General features: G+C 42.6%; 17 protein-coding genes. 5 read left to right on the forward strand and 12 right to left on the reverse strand.

The annotated features are described in order from the left end of the window. Positions 1-4: 4 nt before the first annotated feature. Genes AABM38_RS22310 through AABM38_RS22340 form a run of 7 tightly spaced genes read right to left on the reverse strand, consistent with a single transcriptional unit; the run spans position 5 to position 8648 of the window. Entirely contained in the window at positions 5-850 is an 846-nt protein-coding gene (locus tag AABM38_RS22310) for a 3-hydroxyacyl-CoA dehydrogenase (protein WP_423408347.1), read from the reverse strand. Beyond that, positions 847-2832: a TRAP transporter permease gene (locus AABM38_RS22315; protein WP_423408348.1), complete on the reverse strand. Its 1986-nt coding sequence runs from the start codon at positions 2830-2832 to the stop codon at positions 847-849. The genes AABM38_RS22310 and AABM38_RS22315 overlap by 4 nt, the downstream gene beginning before the upstream one ends. Before the next feature lie 36 nt (positions 2833-2868). After that, positions 2869-3870, reverse strand: coding sequence for a TAXI family TRAP transporter solute-binding subunit (locus AABM38_RS22320; RefSeq protein WP_423408349.1), 1002 nt, complete (start codon positions 3868-3870; stop codon positions 2869-2871). Between the two features lie 10 nt (positions 3871-3880). Next, a complete protein-coding gene (locus AABM38_RS22325) occupies positions 3881-4537 on the reverse strand; it encodes a 3-oxoacid CoA-transferase subunit B (RefSeq protein ID WP_423408350.1) in 657 nt (218 codons plus the stop codon). Further along, positions 4524-5210, reverse strand: a complete 687-nt coding sequence (locus AABM38_RS22330) for a CoA transferase subunit A (RefSeq protein ID WP_423408351.1) — start codon at positions 5208-5210, stop codon at positions 4524-4526. The genes AABM38_RS22325 and AABM38_RS22330 overlap by 14 nt, the downstream gene beginning before the upstream one ends. After that, positions 5185-6603 (reverse strand): CoA-binding protein, encoded by a 1419-nt coding sequence (locus AABM38_RS22335; protein ID WP_423408352.1) that lies wholly within the window; start codon positions 6601-6603, stop codon positions 5185-5187. The genes AABM38_RS22330 and AABM38_RS22335 overlap by 26 nt, the downstream gene beginning before the upstream one ends. 2 nt (positions 6604-6605) lie before the next feature. Further along, on the reverse strand, positions 6606-8648 hold the full coding sequence (locus AABM38_RS22340; RefSeq protein WP_423408353.1) for a sigma 54-interacting transcriptional regulator: 2043 nt from the start codon (positions 8646-8648) through the stop codon (positions 6606-6608). 725 nt (positions 8649-9373) lie between these two features. Here AABM38_RS22340 and AABM38_RS22345 point away from each other — a divergent pair. The 5 genes from AABM38_RS22345 (at position 9374) to AABM38_RS22365 (ending at position 13415) form a co-directional block, all read left to right on the forward strand. After that, positions 9374-9520 carry a hypothetical protein gene (locus AABM38_RS22345; RefSeq protein ID WP_423408354.1) on the forward strand — a complete coding sequence of 49 codons (147 nt, stop codon included), beginning with the start codon at positions 9374-9376 and terminating at the stop codon, positions 9518-9520. A 168-nt stretch (positions 9521-9688) separates the two neighbouring features. Beyond that, positions 9689-10162: a hypothetical protein gene (locus tag AABM38_RS22350; RefSeq protein ID WP_423408355.1), complete on the forward strand. Its 474-nt coding sequence runs from the start codon at positions 9689-9691 to the stop codon at positions 10160-10162. 238 nt (positions 10163-10400) lie between these two features. Beyond that, complete coding sequence (locus AABM38_RS22355) at positions 10401-12806, forward strand: hypothetical protein (RefSeq protein ID WP_423408356.1); 2406 nt, start codon at positions 10401-10403, stop codon at positions 12804-12806. Next, positions 12778-13080 (forward strand): hypothetical protein, encoded by a 303-nt coding sequence (locus tag AABM38_RS22360; protein WP_423408357.1) that lies wholly within the window; start codon positions 12778-12780, stop codon positions 13078-13080. Before AABM38_RS22355 ends, AABM38_RS22360 begins: the two co-directional genes overlap by 29 nt. A 17-nt stretch (positions 13081-13097) precedes the next feature. Beyond that, positions 13098-13415: a hypothetical protein gene (locus AABM38_RS22365; protein WP_423408358.1), complete on the forward strand. Its 318-nt coding sequence runs from the start codon at positions 13098-13100 to the stop codon at positions 13413-13415. A 49-nt stretch (positions 13416-13464) separates the two neighbouring features. Here AABM38_RS22365 and argH read toward each other — a convergent pair whose 3' ends face one another. From argH to AABM38_RS22390, 5 genes are all read right to left on the reverse strand, one after another. Beyond that, positions 13465-14955, reverse strand: a complete 1491-nt coding sequence (gene argH / locus AABM38_RS22370) for an argininosuccinate lyase (protein ID WP_423408359.1) — start codon at positions 14953-14955, stop codon at positions 13465-13467. Between the two features lie 82 nt (positions 14956-15037). After that, entirely contained in the window at positions 15038-16729 is a 1692-nt protein-coding gene (locus AABM38_RS22375) for an ABC transporter permease (protein WP_423408360.1), read from the reverse strand. Continuing rightward, the gene (locus tag AABM38_RS22380) at positions 16726-17820 is read right to left on the reverse strand and encodes an ABC transporter ATP-binding protein (RefSeq protein WP_423408361.1); all 1095 of its coding nucleotides are present in this window, start codon (positions 17818-17820) and stop codon (positions 16726-16728) included. Before AABM38_RS22380 ends, AABM38_RS22375 begins: the two co-directional genes overlap by 4 nt. 12 nt (positions 17821-17832) lie before the next feature. Beyond that, positions 17833-18924, reverse strand: a complete 1092-nt coding sequence (locus AABM38_RS22385; protein WP_423408362.1) for an extracellular solute-binding protein — start codon at positions 18922-18924, stop codon at positions 17833-17835. Between the two features lie 15 nt (positions 18925-18939). Further along, positions 18940-20130 (reverse strand): ROK family transcriptional regulator, encoded by a 1191-nt coding sequence (locus AABM38_RS22390; RefSeq protein ID WP_423408363.1) that lies wholly within the window; start codon positions 20128-20130, stop codon positions 18940-18942. Positions 20131-20534: the final 404 nt, after the last annotated feature.

The following is a 20534-nucleotide window of genomic DNA, read 5'->3' on the forward strand; positions in this document are numbered from 1 at the left end:
CTCCCTAGGAATATTTGTAGAAACCACTGCCGCTCTTTTTCCCTAACCGCCCGGCTTTTACATACTTGCTTAAAAGCGGGCATGGACGATATTTTTCACCGAGCGTTTCGTATAGATACTCCATATTCCGTAATCGAGTATCCAAACCTACCAGGTCTGCCAGTTCCAGAGGTCCCATAGGATGGTTGAGCCCCAGCTTTAGCGCTTTATCAATATCTTCTGCCGATGCTACACCCTCCATCAGCATGTTCATGGCCTCGTTGCCAATCAGGCAATTCATGCGGGAAGTAACAAATCCAGGAAACTCATTCACTTCAACTGTTTCCTTCTTAAGCTTTTCTCCAACTTCCTTGACAACGCGTACCGTGTCATCAGAGGTTTCCAGACCGCGAATGACTTCGATCAGCTTCATTTTGTGAACCGGATTGAAGAAGTGCATCGCAACTACTTTATCCGGGCGGGAGGTTTGAGCCCCAATCTCCGTTGGACTCATGGTTGACGTATTAGTGGCTAAGATCGTTTCAGGAGAACAGATACCGTCCAGCTTTTTGAAGATATCAATCTTCAACTCTATTTTTTCAAGAACGGCTTCAATGACTAGATCAGCATCTTTTGCTGCAGTCTCCAAATCTGTTTCAAAAAAGAGATGATCCTTTACTTTTCCGTATTGCTCCTCACTTATGAACCCCTTTTGAAAACTGTTATCCAGAAGAGCGAAGATATCATTCTTCGCTCTTTCCAATATTTCTGCATTAATATCATTCAAGTAAACTTGAAACCCTGAAACGGCACAGGTATAAGCAATCCCCTTTCCCATTACACCCGAGCCTACTACTGTGATGGTTTTCATCCTGTTCCCCCTGAGTTTGAAATAGTATTTTCCACTGTTGCACCTTTAGGAATTAACTTTTGATATAAAAACACTGCTGCCAGGATAGCGAATCCAATTAAATCTGATACGATCCCCGGATTGACCATTAATAGAGCACCGATAAAAAGGACTACCCTTTCATACCAATATGAATGGCGGAACAGCCAGCCTTCTACAGCCCAGGCGACACCAATGATCCCAATGATGGATGTTACTACAGATAGAATAATATTCGGAACATCTCCAACAAGAAGCAAGGTCTCCCCATAAACGAACATATACGGAACAATAAATGCCGCAAGGCCAAGTCTTACTGCTGTTAAACCCGTTTTCATTGGATCGGATCCAGCAAGTCCTGCTGCAGCAAACGCAGCAAGTGCTACTGGCGGTGTAATCGCTGATAAAGCTGCAAAATAGAATACAAACATATGTGCAGCGAGTGGCGATACACCCAGCTCTATCAATGCCGGAATCGTAAGCGGAACCTGAACAATGTATGCAGCAACAGTTGGCAAGCCCATTCCGAGAATGATGCTTGTAATCATTGTAAAAATAAGCGTAATGATTAAAATGCCTCCCGATAAATCAATGATTAAACTGCTAAATTTTAGACCAATGCCAGTCAGTCCAATAATCCCAATGATAAAGCCTGATGCCGCACAGGCAATTGCCGTTTCAATTGCTGCCCTGGCTCCTAGATCAAGTGCCTTAAAGATTTTAGAGAATGAAAGTCTTGTGGCACTTTTTAAGGCAGCAACCACTATTGTTATGCCAATAGAATAGAGCCCTGCCTTCATAGGCGAGGAACCCGAACCAAGCATGACTACGATCACCACAAGCGGGATAAAGAACATGAATCCGCTTTTCAAAACACTCGAAACTTTTGGAAGCTGCTCTTTCTTTAAGCCAACCAGCCCTAAACGCCTCGCCCTCATATCGACTTGGAAATACAAGCAGAAGTAATAAAGGACTGCCGGAATAATAGCCGCTATCGCTATGTCCATATAAGGAACACCCAAATAGGATGCAATGATAAATGCAGATGCGCCCATGATCGGAGGCATAATTTGGCCGCCTGTAGAGGAAACCGCTTCAACTGCTGCTGCAAAGTCGGGCTTATAGCCGGTTTTCTTCATTAATGGAATAGTAAAAGCGCCAGTTGTCACAGTGTTGGCGACAGCACTCCCCGAAATGGTTCCCAAAATGGAGCTGGCCACAATGGCGGTTTTGGCTGGACCTCCACGGTATTTCCCCATGCCTGCTACAGAAAGGTCGATGAAAAATTGCCCAGCTCCTGAAACCTCAAGAAACTTGCCGAACAATATAAAAAGAAAAATAAATGTTGCTGATACACCAAGAGGAGTACTGAAAATTCCTGTCACTGTATAGAAGAGGTGATCGACAATCCACATGATTGTAAATTCACGATGGGAAAGGGAGCCAGCAACCAGGTGTCCCCACACACCGTAAACAATACAAATAAAAATAATAATCACAAGTGTATTGCCAATCACACGCCGTGTGGCTTCGATTAATAACAAGCCTGACACGATTCCAATCGCAATTTCCATTGTTGTCAGCGGTTCAATATAACTCATCCGAGACGAGATGACCTGAGAATTCATGACGTAATACGAGTAACACATGATCGACAAAATCATAAATAACCAGTCATACCAAGGGATGCTTTCACTTTTCACTGCTTTTTTGGATGGCTTATATATAGCAAAGGTTAAAACAAGCGCAAAAGCCAGATGAGCAGACCGCTGTAATATCGACTCAAAGACTCCAAAGAAAGCCGTATATAAATGGAACAGTGACATTAATACAGCAACAATCGAGATGATTTTTGCAGCTGCGCCCTTTAAAAAGCGCAGCTTGCTATTAAGATTTCCATCTTCATCGTATTCACTTACAATTTTTGAGGCTTCCAGGTCTATCAAATCTTTCTTAGTCATCATTTCACCTTCTCTTTTATGGGATATTGTGAGTCGAACTTATTTAAGCGCTCCAACTTCCTTGTAATATTTCTCAGCTCCTGGATGAAGCTTCCCTACGTTATTTTTCACTGAATATTCTGCATTAAAGTCTTTCATAATTGGAGATAAGGTTGTCCAGGTGTCTTTTTCTTCAACCATCATCTTTGTAAGCTTATAAACTGTTTCTTCGTCCATTAAATCGTCGTTAACCAGTAGAACAGTGTAACCGGCAACAGTATTTACATCCTCTTTTACATTTGAATAAGTTCCGCCTTCAATCGTATATTCAAGGTAGCCTTCGTTTTTCTCATGAAGCCCTTTAATTGTGTCATCATCTAAGGGAATCAAACGGATACCAAGTGTTGTATCAAGTTCCTGGAATGTGGAAACCGGTGCTGACACCATTCCCACTATTGCGTCGATATGACCGTCACGAAGGAGATCTGCACCATCAGCTGTACCGATATACTCTATTCCTCCAAGGTCATCATAAGTCATGCCGTTCAAATCCAAAATATCAATGAAAGCAAGCTCACCGCTGTAACCTTTAATTCCCGGGCTCACTTTCTTGCCTTTTAAATCTTTAACAGACTTGATATCAGAATCCTCGCGTACAACAATTTGGAACACATTTGGATATAGTGTTGCAATCGTGCTGACATTATTAACTTTTTCTTTGAACGAATTTGTTCCGTTCAATGCCTCTGGTACCGTTTGTCCATTACTGAACCCAAGCGCGAAAGTGCCCTGGCTTAGACCTAAAAGATTGGAAACAGACCCACCCTCTACTACTGTCACTGATGAATCAGGAAATACTTCCTTCATTTTTTCGCCCATGGCTCCGGACAGTGTATACCAGAATCCGCCAACTGTGGCTGATCCAAACGCCATATCTTTAGGAGCTCCGTTTGCTTCCGGCTTTGTTTTTTCACTCTCTCTGCTTCCTGCTTCATCCGAAGAACAAGCTGCTAAAACCACCAACATAAATGCCATCAAAACTGCCAAGAACTTCTTCATCATTAAATCCCCCTTAATTTGCTTTTATTTTTGTTTTTTCTAACAAGGAAAAGTGAGCATCCGTCATTTCTCTCAATTCCTCAACAGAGACATCGGAGAGAATTTCGACAAGATACATTTTCCCTTCAATAAACCTGAATACAGCATGCTCGGTTACAATCATGTCAGCCTTTCTTACTCCGCTGCTGGGAAATGAAAGTTTTTTAACAATTTTCGGGCTCCCGTCTTTTGATAAATGCATGGAAGCAATGATCATGCGCTTAGCTCCTGCAACTAAATCCATGGCTCCGCCTACTCCAAGAATCGTTTCACCGGGTACCGCCCAGTTGGCAACTTCCCCGGTTTCATCCACCTGCAAAGCTCCGAGGACAGCAGTATCAATATGCCCGCCGCGTATCATCAAGAAGGAATCCGAGCTGTCAAAGAGGGAAGCACCGATGTCCATGGAAATGGGTTTTTTACTCGCGCTGATCAAATCCATATCAATGTCTTCATCAGCTGGTGTCGGCCCCATTCCCAAAAGGCCATTTTCAGATTGAAGGTAAACTTTTTTATCACCAAGATAATCTGGAATTATAGTCGGAATGCCGACTCCCAAATTGACAGCTTCATCCTCTTTTAATTCCTGCGCTACCCTCTTGGCGATTGTTATTCTGTCAGACTGACTCAACGTATCTCCCTCCTTTTTTCACATAACGGTTTATGACTATGAAATTGACGTATAGATGCGGCGTAACCACTTCTTCAGGAGCAAAAGCTCCTGCTTCTACAATTTCGTCCACCTCAGCAATCACAATTTTTGCTGCCGTTGCCATAACAGGGTTGAAATTCCTTGCCGTCTTGTCATAAATTAAGTTCCCAAGGGTATCAGTCTTAAGCGCCTTGATAATCGCCACATCCCCTTTGATGGCTTTTTCAAAGATGTAAGTCTCGCCATCAATTACCTTTTCTTCTTTGCCTTCAGCAAGTTTGGTTCCCACACCAGTTTTTGTATAGAATCCGCCGATGCCTGCGCCGCCGCAGCGAATGGCTTCTGCTAATGTGCCCTGAGGGATTAATTCAATTTCCAACTCCCCCTTGGACCAAGCCTTAACAGCATCGCGATTCGTCGTGAAATAAGATCCTTTTGCTTTTTTTAATTTCCCCTCCAGCAAGAGCTTTCCTAATCCCTTGCCCTCTTCGCCTAGGTTATTGCTAATGACTGTAAGGTCCCGTTTATCTGAAACAGACAATTCATCAATGAGAGTCAACGGTGTGCCCGAAAGCCCGAATCCTCCAACCAGCAAAGTGTCGCCACTGTTAATATGCTTGAGAGCATCAGCTGGATTTAATAATTTTTTCATTTAAACCCTCCTTTTGTTTTTGACAAGCAGAATACTTCAAATAGGCAGAAAGTGACTTAATTGCCGTACTTTCATGGAAAAAATATGGTTTTTTTGTTTCTTTTAATATGTCAATGGCTAGTTCGTTCTGATATCCTTGAGACATAAATATAGGGATAAATCGACAATTGCTTTCATTCATTAATTTTTTAATTTGTCCTGAGAGAATTTCATTTTGATAGTCTACTTGAAAAGGGAAAGGGACAATAATATTATCAAAATCTCCTGATTCATATAGAACTTCCAAACAAGAAGTCAATTTGGATAGGTCATCATAGACAATCGTGGTCAAATCTAACGGATTCATAAATGACTTGTTAATACCTGTAATGTCGATGATTTGCTGCTGAAGTTCTATTGACAAAGGGTGCAGCGGAATTCCGTATTTATCGCATAAATCAGCCAAGTAAATGGATGTCGCTCCTGCCCATGAAAAAATAACAGTGCGTTCTCCTTTTGCTTTTTTGTATGCATCGAACAGCCAGGAAATTGCTACGACTTCGTCGATGCTTTCAGCTTTTAATAACCCTGGATGGTTAACCATATCCCATGGAATTGCATAGCCATTATTTCTTCCGAGATGATGCTTTATTGCTATCCTGGAAATCTCTGAATGTCCGATCGGAAGCAGAATAACTGGCTTCTGCTTGATATAGGCTTGATGCAGAAGACGGAAAAAACGTTCCTCTTCTGAAATGGATTCAATGATTAATAGAATGGTTTCTGTTGAAGTATCATCTATCAAGAACTCAAAGCAATCATTCATATTGATGTCCATCTCGTTGCCAGGAGAAAGCCAATAAGAAAACCCAAGTCCTTTTTCATTTGCATCAAGTACAGCTCTGCCTATACTGCCTCCGTGACTAATCAGCCCAACAGATCCTTTCCGGAAATATTTGGGCTCGAAACGTGGTGAAAAAGAGATTCCCCAATTTCCGATAAAGTGATAGAAACCCGGTGAGTTTGGACCATAAACTGTTATATTAGTCCCTCTTATAATTTCTTTTAACTCTTCTTCTCTGGTAATTCCATCCGGACCGCTTTCAGAAAAACCTGAGCTAATAATAATTACACTTTTCACTTGTTTTTTTACGCACTCTTTTAATATTTTCGGGGTATGTAAGTAGGGAACGATTACACATACCAGGTCAATCTCTTCTTCAATTTCCAACACACTCGGATAACATGGAATTCCTGATATACTTTTATAGTTGGGATTAACCAGGAAGATCTCTCCGGAAAAGTTTGATTTTTGAAGATTAACCATTACACGCCCGGCATTTTGATGGAATCTCTCTGAAGCACCTACGATGGCTATATTTTGAGGGGATACAATTGGCTGCAATGTTCTCATGATTAAGCTTCCCCCTTCATTTTTTTTACCTTCCTAACAATGGTAGAAGGATTTACTTCAAGCACTCTTGCAATGCCCCGGTATGATTTTTCTGTTAGAGATGCCTTGTGGATAAGCTCCCTTTCAAGTTCTTCAACCGCATCTTTAAGAGGCAAAACTGTATTTACAACAATAGCTTTATGGTCAGTCGCTTTTTGCTCATTAGGTTTGCTGAACAAAGAAAGCACATCCTGCTCATCAACTTCCTTGCTTACTGATGTTACATAGATTCTCTCAATTATGTTTACCAGTTCCCGAACGTTTCCAGGCCATTGATAATTGGTGAGAACTTGTATCGCTTTTTTGCTAAACTGGAGGCTCTTTCCATATTTTGCAGCAAACATGTTTGCATACGTATCAATAAGCAGCGGAATATCCTCGGCTCTCCTCCTTAGAGGAGGAATTGAAATTGGAATAACATTTAGTCTATAAAATAAATCCTCCCGAAAGTTTCCTTCACTAACTAATTCCAGCAAATCTCTGTTAGTAGCCGCAATAACCCGGACATCGATCTTTGTTGGTGTTGTGGAACCAACCCGGGTTATTTCCATTTCCTGCAGCACTCGCAAAAGCTTAACTTGGAGGTGACTCGGTATTTCCCCAATCTCGTCCAAGAAGAGAGTTCCTGTATTTGCTTGTTCAAACAAACCGGCCTTTCCCTTCCTTAAAGCTCCAGTAAAAGCGCCTCCTTCATAACCAAATAGTTCTGATTCCATTAGTGTTTCCGGTATGGCACCACAGTTTACCTTTATAAACGGCTTTTTTGACCTTGGACTGGATTGTTGAATCAGCCTGGAAATTTCTTCTTTCCCTACTCCGGACTCTCCTGTTAAAAGCACAGTTACATCTACTTTAGCCACCTGTTCAATAGTTTTTAACAGCCTCTTCATCTCTGAAGATTGAGCTATGAAAGAATCAGATTTACCTAGAGGATTCAAATTTGCCAAAATAGATTTCGTTTTTTCGAGTTCATTTCTTAGTGAATCAAGTTCGGTCATATCTTTAACATTGATGACTATTCTTTCAATCTGATTTTTGCTATTTTTAATAGGATTTGCGGTAATAAATAAAGAGTTATTATTGTCCTTGCTTTTTCCCATCACGTTATGCGGCTTGCCTTTCACTTCTGCCTGATGAATTACATCTTTGATCTCTTCAGGAGCATCACAATTTGCTTTTTGATCAAGATTAAACAGCTGACGGAAACTTTGATTGCTTTTAAGAATGGTACCTCTTCCATCCGTAATGCAAATACCGTCTGTTGTCTTATCCAAAATGGTTTCCTGTTCTTTTACAAGCTGCTTTACCGATTCCAATTCATCGGACACGAATTCAATTTCTGAAATATCCTGAAATACTCCTACCGCACCTACAAGTTTCTTGCCATCATAAAGAGGCGTCCGATGAGTTAAGTACTTTCTTTTCCCCACTTGATATTTTTCTGTGTGCCCTTTGCCCGTACGGATCACATTCAATAATCCACTTGGTGTTACAACATCGGTCAAAAACTTCCCAATCGCCTTCTCTTTCTTTGTCATAGCCATTTTTTCTGCCGGAGGATTCATCGAAGTAATTCTCCCCTCCAGGTCAATGGAAAGGATGCCATTATGAGCAGAATTAAAAATTGCATCAAGGCGGCTAAGTTTAACAAGTGAAGCTTTGGCACAGGCGTCCAGATACTCTTCTTTTGTCAGGAATCCAGTAACCTGTCCATTCTTGTTGAGGACCGGGTATATCTCCTGATCTTCAACTACTATATTTTGTAATTCATCAGATTCATTAAGAAAGCATAAGGTTGTCTGACAAATATCAGACAGGACTTTTCTGTCTTCCAATAAACCGGTTAAGAGGTCGCGCTCTGAAAAATAACCTGCCAATTCATCTCTTATGTTATATACCAGCCCACCTTTCATTTGGTTTTCAATCAACCCTTGAGCAACACGTGTGATGTAATCGTTTTCAAAATACTTAATAGAAGTACGAGTCATCGCTTCTTTTACTAACAATTCTCCCGCTCCCTCTGAGTGATTCACTCATAAATTTATAATGCAAGAAGTGTGCCAATTTTAAAAATTGTAATAAAATGCTGATATTTCAAACATTTTGTAATATTTAAACTATATATTCAATAGAAACTTGTTGCAATACCGCAACAAGTGTTGCTTTTATGCAATTTAGTAGATAGTTTTCCTATTTGGAGAATTTTTTTCAAAAAAAATACGACAATTTCCTGATAGAGGTTTAAATAGCGTTGCTCTACTGCAACATCATGTGGGATTGTAAAAGGAAATTTGGAAAATTAAAAGAGGAGAAGCACAGGGATGCGCGCCCTGTGCTTCTAGCTTATCAGTCAATATTTCTTCTAAAGGTAATTTCACCGCTTCCTCCAACGCTTCATCCGCTGTATGCATGTATTACCCTTGAAATCATTCAAGTAATTAAGCTGACATAACAATATGATTGGTTGAACAGGGCAGCCTTTCTGTTCAAAGATATACTGTCTTTCAATTATGACTCTACTTTTTTGGTGGCTTGAACACCGTCCACATTTCCATAACATAAGTTCACAAATTAGCCACAAACTCTCCCTGACTACCCTGTCCTTTTTGCCCTTTCCTACTTATATAGACAGTGAAAGGGTGGTGCATGTTAAATGTCGATTAAATCGGGTGGCATTGATAATTTTGAGGAGTATTCACAGTTTGCTTCATTGGGGTAATTCAACAATCATATGGAAATGTGGATGGCGGATAAGAAGCATTATTTCACGAAGGGTGAGCTGATCGGTTTGAAGCGGCTGGCTCGTTTTGCTGCGAAGATTTCTGGAGTCGCCAATGCGAAAATTGGAACCGTGCTCAAGGCAATCTATGAGGAATAGGGTGAAATCGGCATGATTTCCCGTTCTACTTTTAAAAGAATGATTATCAAAACAAGCAAGATTGGGATTTTCTCAGTCTATGAAACTGAGCGTAAAAACGGCTCCCAGTCCAGCAACTTATATGTATTCAATCGCTTTCCCATGAACGAACTATAGTACGAGGAAAAATTGACCCACCATAATAAAACTATCATTCCTTCTAAAACTAACATTAAAAAGAACAATAAACGTGAAACATTGCCTGTTCAAAGTGAACCTCTTGAAAATGATGCTATTTCAGTAACAACAACTCAGAAATCTGTCAGCATGAAAACCGCTGCACCTAATAAAGCACCCGAAGACCATCTATTTGTAAGCGACCGCATACCAAAGCCTTTCACGGAACTAGTAAAATACTTCTTCCCAACAGCGAAGGCAATCGAAGAATTCTGGAGAATGGCGATGATCTCTGCATATCGACATAACTACGAAAACGAAGTTGAAATTCTATTATCGGTGTCGCTCGATTCATTCAAGCAGCTCGTTCGTAATCTGAAGGCTTCTGCCACGGTAAAAAATCCATTTGCCTACTATACTGGGATTTTGAACAAGAAATTTCAGGAGGTTTATTTCGGTGAGCTATTTGAAATGGAATCTGAGTGAAACTGATTTTATTGCTGAAAATGAAGCACTATAAAAAAGCAGAGAAGACTGAAATTTCCCTCTCTACTCAATAAGGAATTATGGGCAACGCTGCGTTGTCATATATCCTTTAACTCATATAATCTTAATTTTTAAAAATGGAACACGAGAACCGTCCCCATGTTCTTCCTTTAAATTCCTTTTTGTTTGCCGATATTTAGATTGAGTGTCTATTTTACTATCTAGAGGTGTTGTCTTAATGGTGGAGAGTGCGGTTGTTAGGTTGCTTAATCACGGGGAGTCTGTTATTCGTACTGGTTGGGTTTTTGAGATTCCGAATAAGTCTATTGTTGGTTCACATTCCCTTCATTTTACGAATAAGGGGAGGGTCTTTGCTTATGATTCGGGCGGTATGTTCGGGTCTGAGAAAGTGGTGCAATATGATGCGTCCCACCCGTATCAAAAGTTGGAGGTGAATCTGGATGGCTCGCAGGCAGTAATAAAGCCAGGCAGCGGAACCACTCTATCTTTTAACGAGTATTTGGCATTTGGGGAGTTTCTTGAGTTCTATGAAAAGTTCGATCACAAAACTTCTTTTACATATTCAGGCAATAAAAATTGCATTGTAAAACATAAAGATAGGTTTTTATCAGGTATATGCGCATTTGAACAAAGTGAACTTAAATTAAATGACAATTTACTGATCTCTTTTTCAAATGTGAAAGCCTTTGAACTTGATGAATCAAAGGGAATCGTATTATTGAAAGGCTTGTTCTTTTTTGAAGGTGAGACAGTTGATGAACTCGAAGTATTTTTTACAGAGAGGAGTCACTACATTGTTCTTACATCTAACCTTGAAAAAACGGACAGTATCTTTAGCTCCCTACCAGTTAACTCAAAGCTGGCATCAGTCCATGTAACAGAACAGGATGCGGAAGGATTCTCTATCAGCTCCCCCGCTATCCTTGCATACAATAATGGCGAATATATGCTCTCAAATGAAATTTCTGGTAATACCAAGACTTTCAATCCAAACGAGGATTTATTTTTCTTTGACTGCAAATATAATAAACTACTGGTTATTTCTGAAAAAGCCCATTTGATTTCTTTTAGACTGAGCGCGTTGGTCTCTGCCGACGGTACCGATACGATTCTTGGAACTGACCAAGTCAAGCATGACAGCGGAGTGCTTCATAATTCAATCGGTACAATCAATGGTCTGTTTTCTGGTGAAGAGTTTACCAATGAGACGATTAGCCTTTTTTATAATGATAATAACTTTCATTTTTTCAGCGAACACTCTTTGGCGGTTACAGAAGGCATCCCACTTGGCGGAGCGGATACGTTTTCCCTTGAGGATCAGTATTTTATTGTATTCAAGGATTCCATCATGGTCCTGAATGAATTGGCGGAAGCAACCATTTTACATGATTTGTTTGCAGACAGCTTTGAAAAAGAATTCACGTACCAAAATATCGGTTTCTTTGATGATAGGACTCCTTTTATCCTGAAGAATGATGAATCAGGGGTTTATTTTTTCCAGGATGGTGAAGTTCAAATTAAAATTCCTTCAGACCAAATCACGAATGTTGCAGTGATTGAACAATCTGATGAGACCATTTTTTCAAAGGTTTTGTTCCTATTTAAAGAGGAACAGAAGGATGTTGAACTTGAAGTTCTCCTCCCGGCGATACATGTAAAAGAAATCCTTTATCATTCTTTTATGAAAAAGAAGTTGCCTCAGCTTGCGGACATCCTGCCAAAGCAATTGTTTACCAGCTGGGGCCGCCAGGTGAATGACTTGATTCTTTATCATTATTTAGGACAATTATTTGCGATTAAATCAGGAATCGACCAAATACAAAAAGAGGAAACCGAAAAAGAAGTGAAGAATGTAAAACTAATCAACCTTCTTTACTATGGATTGCAGTCGCAAAAGCAAATGATGGACAAGGCCTCTATTTATCTTCCGGCCATGCTGGAAAGAGAGCAGGATGCACTTTTTCAAAAGATTGACGGTTTCCATGACCCATCGCCTTTTAAATTCATGCAACGCCAGCTCGTTGGATCGAGTTCGCATATGTCACGCCATATTGCCGAAGTACAGAGCGCTTTAAATGCGGTCTCATTCGCTATCATCCCTAAAAAAGAAATGGAGAATTTTGCGAGGAATCGGGCATTGAGAAACGGCGGGCTGGCCTTCGCAGCCGCAGCAATTGTGTCGCTGCCATTGGGGATTTTCATGGGTGCGAATGCTATTTTTTCTTTCTTCGATTCTAAGAAACAAGAGCAAATCCGAAAGGAAAATGAAAATCTAAAGCTGGATTTTTATGTTGATAAAGCATTGGATGCATTCGATCACTTCATGGAGACGATGATGCCCTACTATCTTTCTGAGGTAAATGAGCAGTTGTTCGCGTCCTTTAAGCAGGTCGCTGCAGCATATGAGCCGTACCTAGAAAACAGGATTGTCAACGAAGCTCTTTTATCCCGGTTGGCGGAAATCCATGCCTTTAAGCAAATGCCAATAGATGAAACGGTTGTAACAAAAAAGAGCGAGTTGGTCGAGGAAGTTCATCAGAACCTATTGATGGCCAACCTGCCAATTCAACAATTCCAAAATGAGGTGAGTATCAATGTTCAAAAACCCCTTCAAATCAAATGATCCATTGTTGGATGACTTGAAAGCTGGTGCCTCTGCAACTGAAGGAAACGAAGCGGAAGAAAACCTATTCGACAAGGATGTTGTTACAAGTGATCCTGGCCTGCATTTTGTTAATCCGCATCATGTGCAAGGCTACACCCGTTCTGATGGAACAGTCGTCGATGATTACTGGCGAGATGGAGACGGGGACACTTCAGATGACCTTACTGTTGATGAAGGCGGCGGTTACGACCAAACGAACCCAGATGGAGATTTAACGAATAACCTTGGATAAAGGAGACAGATGCACCTATGTTTAATAATCCATTTCGTCCAGCAGGCTGGAAGCAAACCGATCCATTCATAGACATGGACCATGATCACATTCCGGATTCCCTTGATTTCCATGTAGATTTAGACGGGAACAACATAGCAGATCAGCGAGATTCCTTCTTTGATATCAATCACAATCACGTGCCTGATCGGTATGAACATACACTGGATCTGGACCAAAACAACATCCCTGACAGCAATGATCCTTTTTTTGACATGGACCACGACAACATTCCCGACACAACAGATCCACACGTCGACCTCGATGGAAATGGCATTAATGATGGAATAGCATGACCATGTTCCTTCAGCACTTTAAAGCGGTGGGGGTCTGACCCCCACCGCTTTAAAGTGTGAAACTGATTAGCTTTTCTCTCTTCTCGTCCAATGTCTGAACAACACTTGTATACGCCTCTAAATCCCACTCCAACTGTTCTTTCCGCACTCCTATCATCCGCGCAACTTCTTTAGGGCTCGGTCCTCCCTGCAAACTGCGGATCTCGATAAAGTACTCCGGCGAGATAATCTTCTGCCACTCGGCCTCCGATAACCGCACTTCCACAAATCCTTGAATGACCGTATTAATGGCTTCAACATCCCACTCATACAATTCCTTGCTTTCCTTCACCGTCTGCTTGGAAATGTAACTAGCAATAGAATGGGCCTTCCTGAATGGAACTCCATAATCACGCGCCAATGTATCTGCCAGCTCAGTAATCGTGATACTGGATTTCTTCGCCATTTCCTTTGTATGCTCACCATTCACCTTCAAAGTAGCAATAACCGCATACATCAGCTTCCAAACCCTATTGGCATTATTAAACGCACGATACAAATGCGGCTGCAGGTCATCTTCAGTATCAACAATATCCCCAAATGGTGTATTGTGCACCATATTGAAAGCGGCCAACGCATCTCCGTAGGCACTGCTAGCAATGGAACGAGAATGCTCGATAGAAACCGGGTTTCGCTTCTGCGGCATGATACTGCTGCATTGCACGTATGGATCGGCAACATAAAACGAACCAAATTCGCGTGTAACATGTAACAAAAAGTCTTGGATCCATCTGCCTGTATTAACCATACTTGTCATCAATGCAGAAGCAGTCTCCAGCAGGTAATCAGCGCCACCAATTGAATCATAGGAATTCTCTACAACCCGATCAAATCCCAGCAGCTCGCAAGTACGATCCCGACTGATCGGAAAGCCTGTTGTCGTCAATGCAGCAGCCCCCAACGAGGACTGGTTGACCGTCCGGTAAGCCGACCACAACCTGCCGATATCCCGGCTCAACACATCACAAATTGCCAGTAAATAATGCCCCAAGGTCGTCGGCTGGGCTGGCTGTGTGTGGGTGTATCCTGTAATAATCGTGTCCTTATGCTGTTCTGCTTGGTCAAGCAGCACCTCACTCAATTGATAGGCACTGCCTAACAGATTGACAAGATGCTCTCTCAAAACTAATCGATACATGGCCACACCCATGTCATTCCGGCTTCGGCCGATATGGATTTTACCAGCCAACTCGGCACCAATTTCCTCGCCAATCTTGGCTTCCATCATGAAAAACAAATCCTCAAATTGCGGCTGGTAGCTCAAAATGCCAATATCAGTCGACGCGACCTTATTGATTCCTTCAAGCATCACTTTCGCTTCAGCTTTTTCAATGATTCCCTGCTCTGCCAGCATGATCACATGCGCCCGGTGGATATCAAACATGACATGGAACAAGTAGTCCCGCTGGTCGTTGAATACAGGCTTCAGCAGCTCTTCGACATAGGTCTTCCCCGGGAATGCCGCCCCTTCATTCTTGATAAACTCTTCTAGCTTGTTCATAGTTTCATCTCCGATTTCTGGCAATGACCATGCCGGTTTTCTTCTATATAATATTGGCAGCTCTGCCTCATCATCTTCTGCCTTAAGACAGCGAATTCTCCGCCTTCACCCCAAAGAACTTATTCGAAATCAGCAGCACAACGGCAATCAAGGTAATCTGAATCATCCCATAAGCAGCCGCCTGCCCCATATTGAACATCCTTAGCTGGTTCATGATCTCAATGGAGATTGGCCGGTTCGACAAAGTATACAAAAGAACGGAGGTAGGGAATTCCCCAACCGATTCCACGAATGCCAGCAAGGTTCCCGACAGGACACCTGGCATGATAATCGGTAAAATAACCTTCCTGAATGTATAGAACCACTTCGCTCCCAGGCTCCTAGAAGCTTCCTCAATCGAATCATCCAGCTGCTCCAAAACCGCATTCGTTGAACGTACCACCAACGGAATATGCCGGATAAAATAAGCCAGAGGAAGAATCCAGAACGTCCCGACCAAAATATTCCCGAAGGAGAAAATATTCGGTTCATTAAAAGCAAAGATCAAGTTCATCCCGATAACGGTCGCTGGCAGTGCCCATGGAATCATCACGAGAATGTCGACAAAACTTTTACCAACAAACTTTCTCTTTACCAGTACATAGGAAGCCAGCACACCAAACACTAGGTTCCCGGCCGTCGCAATGACCGACAAAATCAAACTGTTCTTCAACGGTTTAAAAATATCCGGATCCTGTAAAAGCAATCGATAATTTTCAAAGTTAAACACCGAAGGATACGTCTGCCATGTCCACGTACCATCAGGGACCAAAGACAGCAGCAGGATCGTAAAATGAGGCAGCAGCAAAATGATTACGCCAACGATTCCAACCACAACCATCGTCCATTTCAACACCGGATTGTTCACCTCACTGCGATGGGCCCCAATCCCTTTCGTGGCCATCCGGTAATCCTTCCGGTTCTGGTACCAGCGCATGAATAACAAGAACGCGATGGAAACGATCGATAGAATGACAGATTGAGTCGCGGCAACCTCCATATCTCCATTAATTTTGGAAAAATAGATTTGCAGACTCAGTACGCGGTATCCACCCGCCAACAAGAACGGTGCACTGAACGAGGCCATCGAAATCATGAATACCAATAACGATGCCGCCACAATCGCAGGCGTCAATAGCGGAAATGTCACCTTAAAGAACACCTGGAACCGGCTAGCACCCAGATTATAGGCTGACTCCTCAAGCGAAGGGTCGATTTTATTGATTGCAGACGATACCGTCATGTAAAAATACACATACATCGTATAGGCGTGGACAATCAGGATGCCTGAAATCCCGCCAATTTTAAAAGGAACTTCCTTAAGCCCTAACAAATCCTTGATCGCATTTGGGACAAGGCCTGTTTCCCCGTACAAAAACATGAAGGCCATAACCCCTACCAGCGAAGGAAGAACAATCGGCATGATCGCAGCTGTCGAGAAAAAGCTTCTTCCCGGGAAGTCATATCGGTTAAAAATAAACGCAAGCGGTATCCCGATCGCTGCACTGGCAAGCACACTCAGCACCGAAATATAAACCGAATTCCACAATGCTTGTAAATTCGTCTTCGATTCCTGAGTGAAAAAGTCCTGATAGTTTCCGAGACCAATTCCTCCATCCAGCCGCAAGCTCTCCAGAATCGTTCGCAGCGAAGGATACAGGACATAAGCAATCAGCACGAGCAAGACAGGAATCAGCAGATAAAATGTCAGCCGGTTATCACGATTCTTCATCATGACGCATCACCGCTCAGCACCGGGATGAGCCTGATTTGATCGGCAGGCAGCTCGACCCACACATCCGCTCCAGGCTTCAGGTTGGCAGACACATGGTTCAGCACATTCACCTCAAGCAGCAATCCGTTCACGCGAACCCGCACATTGATGATCGTCCCGAAAAACTGGACGTCCTCGACCTTTCCAGCAAACACATTGTGTCGGTCTGCCTTCTCAGCCAAAATCTTCACGGATTCTGGACGAATTGAAAGCGCCAGCTCCCCATCTCCATGCTCCCTGTTAAAATTGAATGGCGTATTATGTACAACAAATTGATCCTCACCAGCCGAAACGTTCACACGCTCCTCGTCCAATCCATCCACTTTTACAGGCAAAAGATTTATCTCTCCTATAAAACTAGCAACAAAGTCATTCGCTGGTTCATTATAAATCTCAGAAGGTGTTCCGACCTGGTGGCAGACGCCAAAATTGAACACAGCGATACGGTCGCTCATCGACAATGCTTCTGCCTGATCATGGGTAACGTAAATCGTCGTAATCTTGTATTCCTTCTGCAGCCGGAGAATTTCGGCGCGCATTTCATCCCGAAGCTTCGCATCCAGGTTGCTCAACGGTTCATCGAGCAAAAGGATTTCCGGTTCGATCACCAATGCCCTTGCCAGTGCCACGCGCTGCTGCTGACCTCCACTCAACTGACTCACCTGACGATCCGCGTATTGTTCGAGCCTGACTTTGCGAAGCACATCCTGGACCCGCGCTTTCAACTCACCAGAGGCGATTTTTCGCACTCTCAATCCAAAGGCTACATTTTCGAATACCGTCATATGAGGAAAAAGGGCATAGTTTTGGAAAACCATGCCCGTATTTCTTTTTTCAGGAGGTACACGCGTCATATCTTTATCGCCAAATCGCACTACACCCTTGGTCGGATAATAGAATCCCGCGATCATCCTCAGGGTCGTTGTCTTGCCGCATCCGCTTGGACCGAGGAAGGTGAAGAACTCGCCATCCTTGATTTCCAGGTTCAGATGATCCACTGCAATGACTTTTCCGAAGGCTTTTTGGACATTTTCTATGTTAATCGACGCCATACCGCACACTTCCTATTCTTTGATTTCTTTGTCTCCGCTCTTAATGTTTTCATCCCAATGCTTCATCCATGCATCGCTGTTATCCTGGAACACTTTCCAGTCGATATCCATTGCTTTGATTTCTGTGTCGGTGATCCACTTAGGCAGATCCTTCACATCATCGCGAGTCGGGATACGGTAGTATTTTTCAGCTAAAAGCTTTGCCGCTTCCGGTGTGTTAACGAACTCATAGAATGCTTCCGCAGCTTTCGGGTGCTTGCCATCCTTGACTAAAGCGATCCCTTCCGTCAATACTGGCGTTCCGCTTTCTGGAACGATGAATTCAAATGGATAGTTCTTGTTTTCCTTCAGCATAACAACATCTGGCATCGCCCAGACAGATACAGAGCCTTCGCCCTTGGCAACCTTGTTGTACATCATTTCCGGGTTCGCAGAGTATTCCTTCGTATTCGCATCTAATTTTTCCAGCCATTCGTAACCTTTAGCTGTATCCTGGGAATCTTTAAAATCACGGTAAATCATCGCTGAGAAAATCGTTCTCATTGTTCCGGAAGCGAGTGGATAACGGATAATGATTTCATCCTTCCACTTCGGATCAAGCAGTTCATCCCAATCCTTCGGTGCTTCTTCCTTAGAAAGCTCCTTGCTGTTGTACATGATAACTTCTGGTGTCTGGCTTGTTCCTGACCAGTTCCAGTCTTTTTCATGGAAGCCGTCAGCCAGGGCACTGGAATACGAAGGCTCATAAGGCTTCAAAAGGCCTTCATCCTTCGCCTGGTCAAACATCACAGAAGGAGCGCCCCACCAAACGTCAGCCTGAGGATTGTTCTTTTCGGAACGGACGCGGTCAAGGACTTCCTGGGAACCCATATCCAGCCACTCAACATCGACATCATATTTCTCTTCAAACTGCTTCTCGAATTCTGATAAAATATCTTTTCCATGCGGAGAATAAATGACCACTTTTTCTTCTAGCTTCTCTTTGGATCCTTTGTCTCCGGACGCTGGCTTGCTTGTGCCTTCATCAGAGCTGCACGCAGCGAGCATGAGCGATGCAGACAAAGTCAATGCCGTAATAATCGAAACCTTTTTCTTGTGTTTCACAAAAATTCCCCCTCATTAATGGTATTTAATCAAACTTTCGTGCTCCCTCATGAACAGTGACACTGCACCTAAGACCCCTGCATTGTCACCCAGTTGGGACGTCTTCAGCTGGACTGAACTAGGAAGGTATTGGTTTACGATTTCCTGCAGCTTCGGCAGGATGAATTCCGATGATTTTAAAACACCACCTCCTAAAATGACAACCTCTGGATTTAGCAAACTAGCAGCATTCACGATGCCATAGGCCAAATGCTCGATTGCTTCTTCTAACACCTTAAGCGCAAGCGGATCGCCGGTCTTCGCCAGCTTAAAGGCCATTTCCCCCGGCAGTTCTGATGCAAGTGCCTGCTTATGCAGAGGATGGTCCGGCTCCTGCTGGATGCATTTCGTCAGCCGGTCTCCGATCGATTTCCCTCCAGCAACGCTTTCAAGATAGCCATATCGATGAAAAATCGGCCGGAATTCATTTTTCATATCATTTTTGTCTGTCACCATATAGCCCATTTCACCGGCAGCGCTTGATGCTCCGCGATATAATTGATTGTTGATGATAATCCCGCTTCCAATTCCCGTTCCGACGGCGATGAACAGGACGTTTTGCTTGTCTTTCGCATTTCCGAGCCATTGCTCTCCAAGTGCCGCGACATTGACATCATTGTCGACATGGACCGGGAATGGAATGTAACGCTGTGCTTCGGTCAGGAAAGGGTAGCGGACCCAGTTCAAGCTTGGAGCTTCCATGACCATTCCGCTCTTCGTTTCTGTGATCCCTGGCACCCCTGCGCCCATGCCTAAAATCTTTCCGGAATCGAGGCCTTCCTTTTTGATCATGCATTCAATCTCTTTCGCAATCTGCTTCAGCAAACCTGTCTCAAGATGTTGGCAGGTGCTGAAACTGCTGCTCGCCACGATGTTTCCATTCAAATCGCAGATCACCGTCTTTACCTTTGTTCCGCCTATGTCCGTTCCAATGATGTACGCTGCTTTTTCATTGAAGCACAGCTGGATCGGCCTTCTCCCGCCCTGTGAAGTCGACTCGCCAATCCCTTTTTCAAAAATCCATTTTTCCTGGATCAATTCATCTACCAACAAAGAGACTGTCGGCTTGCTAATATTCATTTTCACCGCTATTTCTGCTCTCGAGATCGGTGAATTTTCCTGAATGCATTGAAGCACTCGCTTCTTGTTGAGCGTTTTTACTTGCATGGTCGTTCCACTTACATTCATAACATCACGGCCTTAATCTTTTTGGTTAGTAAGTTTTACTAATTAACTAAAAATATATAATAATTTGTAATCGTTTACAACTACTAAGTTCAGAAAATTTAAAAACTAATTATAATTAGGTATATTGGCTGTTTTTGGTATTTATGCAGGTGTAGATATTAAATTAGTAAGTAAAATATCCAATTAGTGCCATTTTACCACATGTAATAGTATAAAAATACCATTTTTAATTTTCTGACAACTTATTAATTTACAATATTATCTAACTGTGATTATCTTTAACTAGGGGTTATGTCTGTCGTTAGTTAGACAGATTAACTAACCAAACAAATACATAAAGAGGAAGGAGTGCGGGATATTTTTTACCGAAAACCAAAAATGAA

Origin of the sequence: Heyndrickxia sp. MSNUG, from assembly GCF_049532715.1 — a bacterium.
Taxonomy (GTDB): Bacteria; Bacillota; Bacilli; order Bacillales; family Cytobacillaceae; genus Mesobacillus.

Coding starts and splice junctions, on each gene's coding strand:
- AABM38_RS22390 (WP_423408363.1), bottom strand. CDS start 20,130: ATGCAAGTAAAAACGCTCAACAAGAAGCGAGTGCTTCAATGCATTCAG.
- AABM38_RS22360 (WP_423408357.1), top strand. CDS start 12,778: ATGTTCAAAAACCCCTTCAAATCAAATGATCCATTGTTGGATGACTTG.
- AABM38_RS22330 (WP_423408351.1), bottom strand. CDS start 5,210: ATGAAAAAATTATTAAATCCAGCTGATGCTCTCAAGCATATTAACAGT.
- AABM38_RS22375 (WP_423408360.1), bottom strand. CDS start 16,729: ATGATGAAGAATCGTGATAACCGGCTGACATTTTATCTGCTGATTCCT.
- argH (WP_423408359.1), bottom strand. CDS start 14,955: ATGAACAAGCTAGAAGAGTTTATCAAGAATGAAGGGGCGGCATTCCCG.
- AABM38_RS22315 (WP_423408348.1), bottom strand. CDS start 2,832: ATGATGACTAAGAAAGATTTGATAGACCTGGAAGCCTCAAAAATTGTA.
- AABM38_RS22335 (WP_423408352.1), bottom strand. CDS start 6,603: ATGAGAACATTGCAGCCAATTGTATCCCCTCAAAATATAGCCATCGTA.
- AABM38_RS22365 (WP_423408358.1), top strand. CDS start 13,098: ATGTTTAATAATCCATTTCGTCCAGCAGGCTGGAAGCAAACCGATCCA.
- AABM38_RS22355 (WP_423408356.1), top strand. CDS start 10,401: ATGGTGGAGAGTGCGGTTGTTAGGTTGCTTAATCACGGGGAGTCTGTT.
- AABM38_RS22345 (WP_423408354.1), top strand. CDS start 9,374: ATGGAAATGTGGATGGCGGATAAGAAGCATTATTTCACGAAGGGTGAG.
- AABM38_RS22380 (WP_423408361.1), bottom strand. CDS start 17,820: ATGGCGTCGATTAACATAGAAAATGTCCAAAAAGCCTTCGGAAAAGTC.
- AABM38_RS22310 (WP_423408347.1), bottom strand. CDS start 850: ATGAAAACCATCACAGTAGTAGGCTCGGGTGTAATGGGAAAGGGGATT.
- AABM38_RS22320 (WP_423408349.1), bottom strand. CDS start 3,870: ATGATGAAGAAGTTCTTGGCAGTTTTGATGGCATTTATGTTGGTGGTT.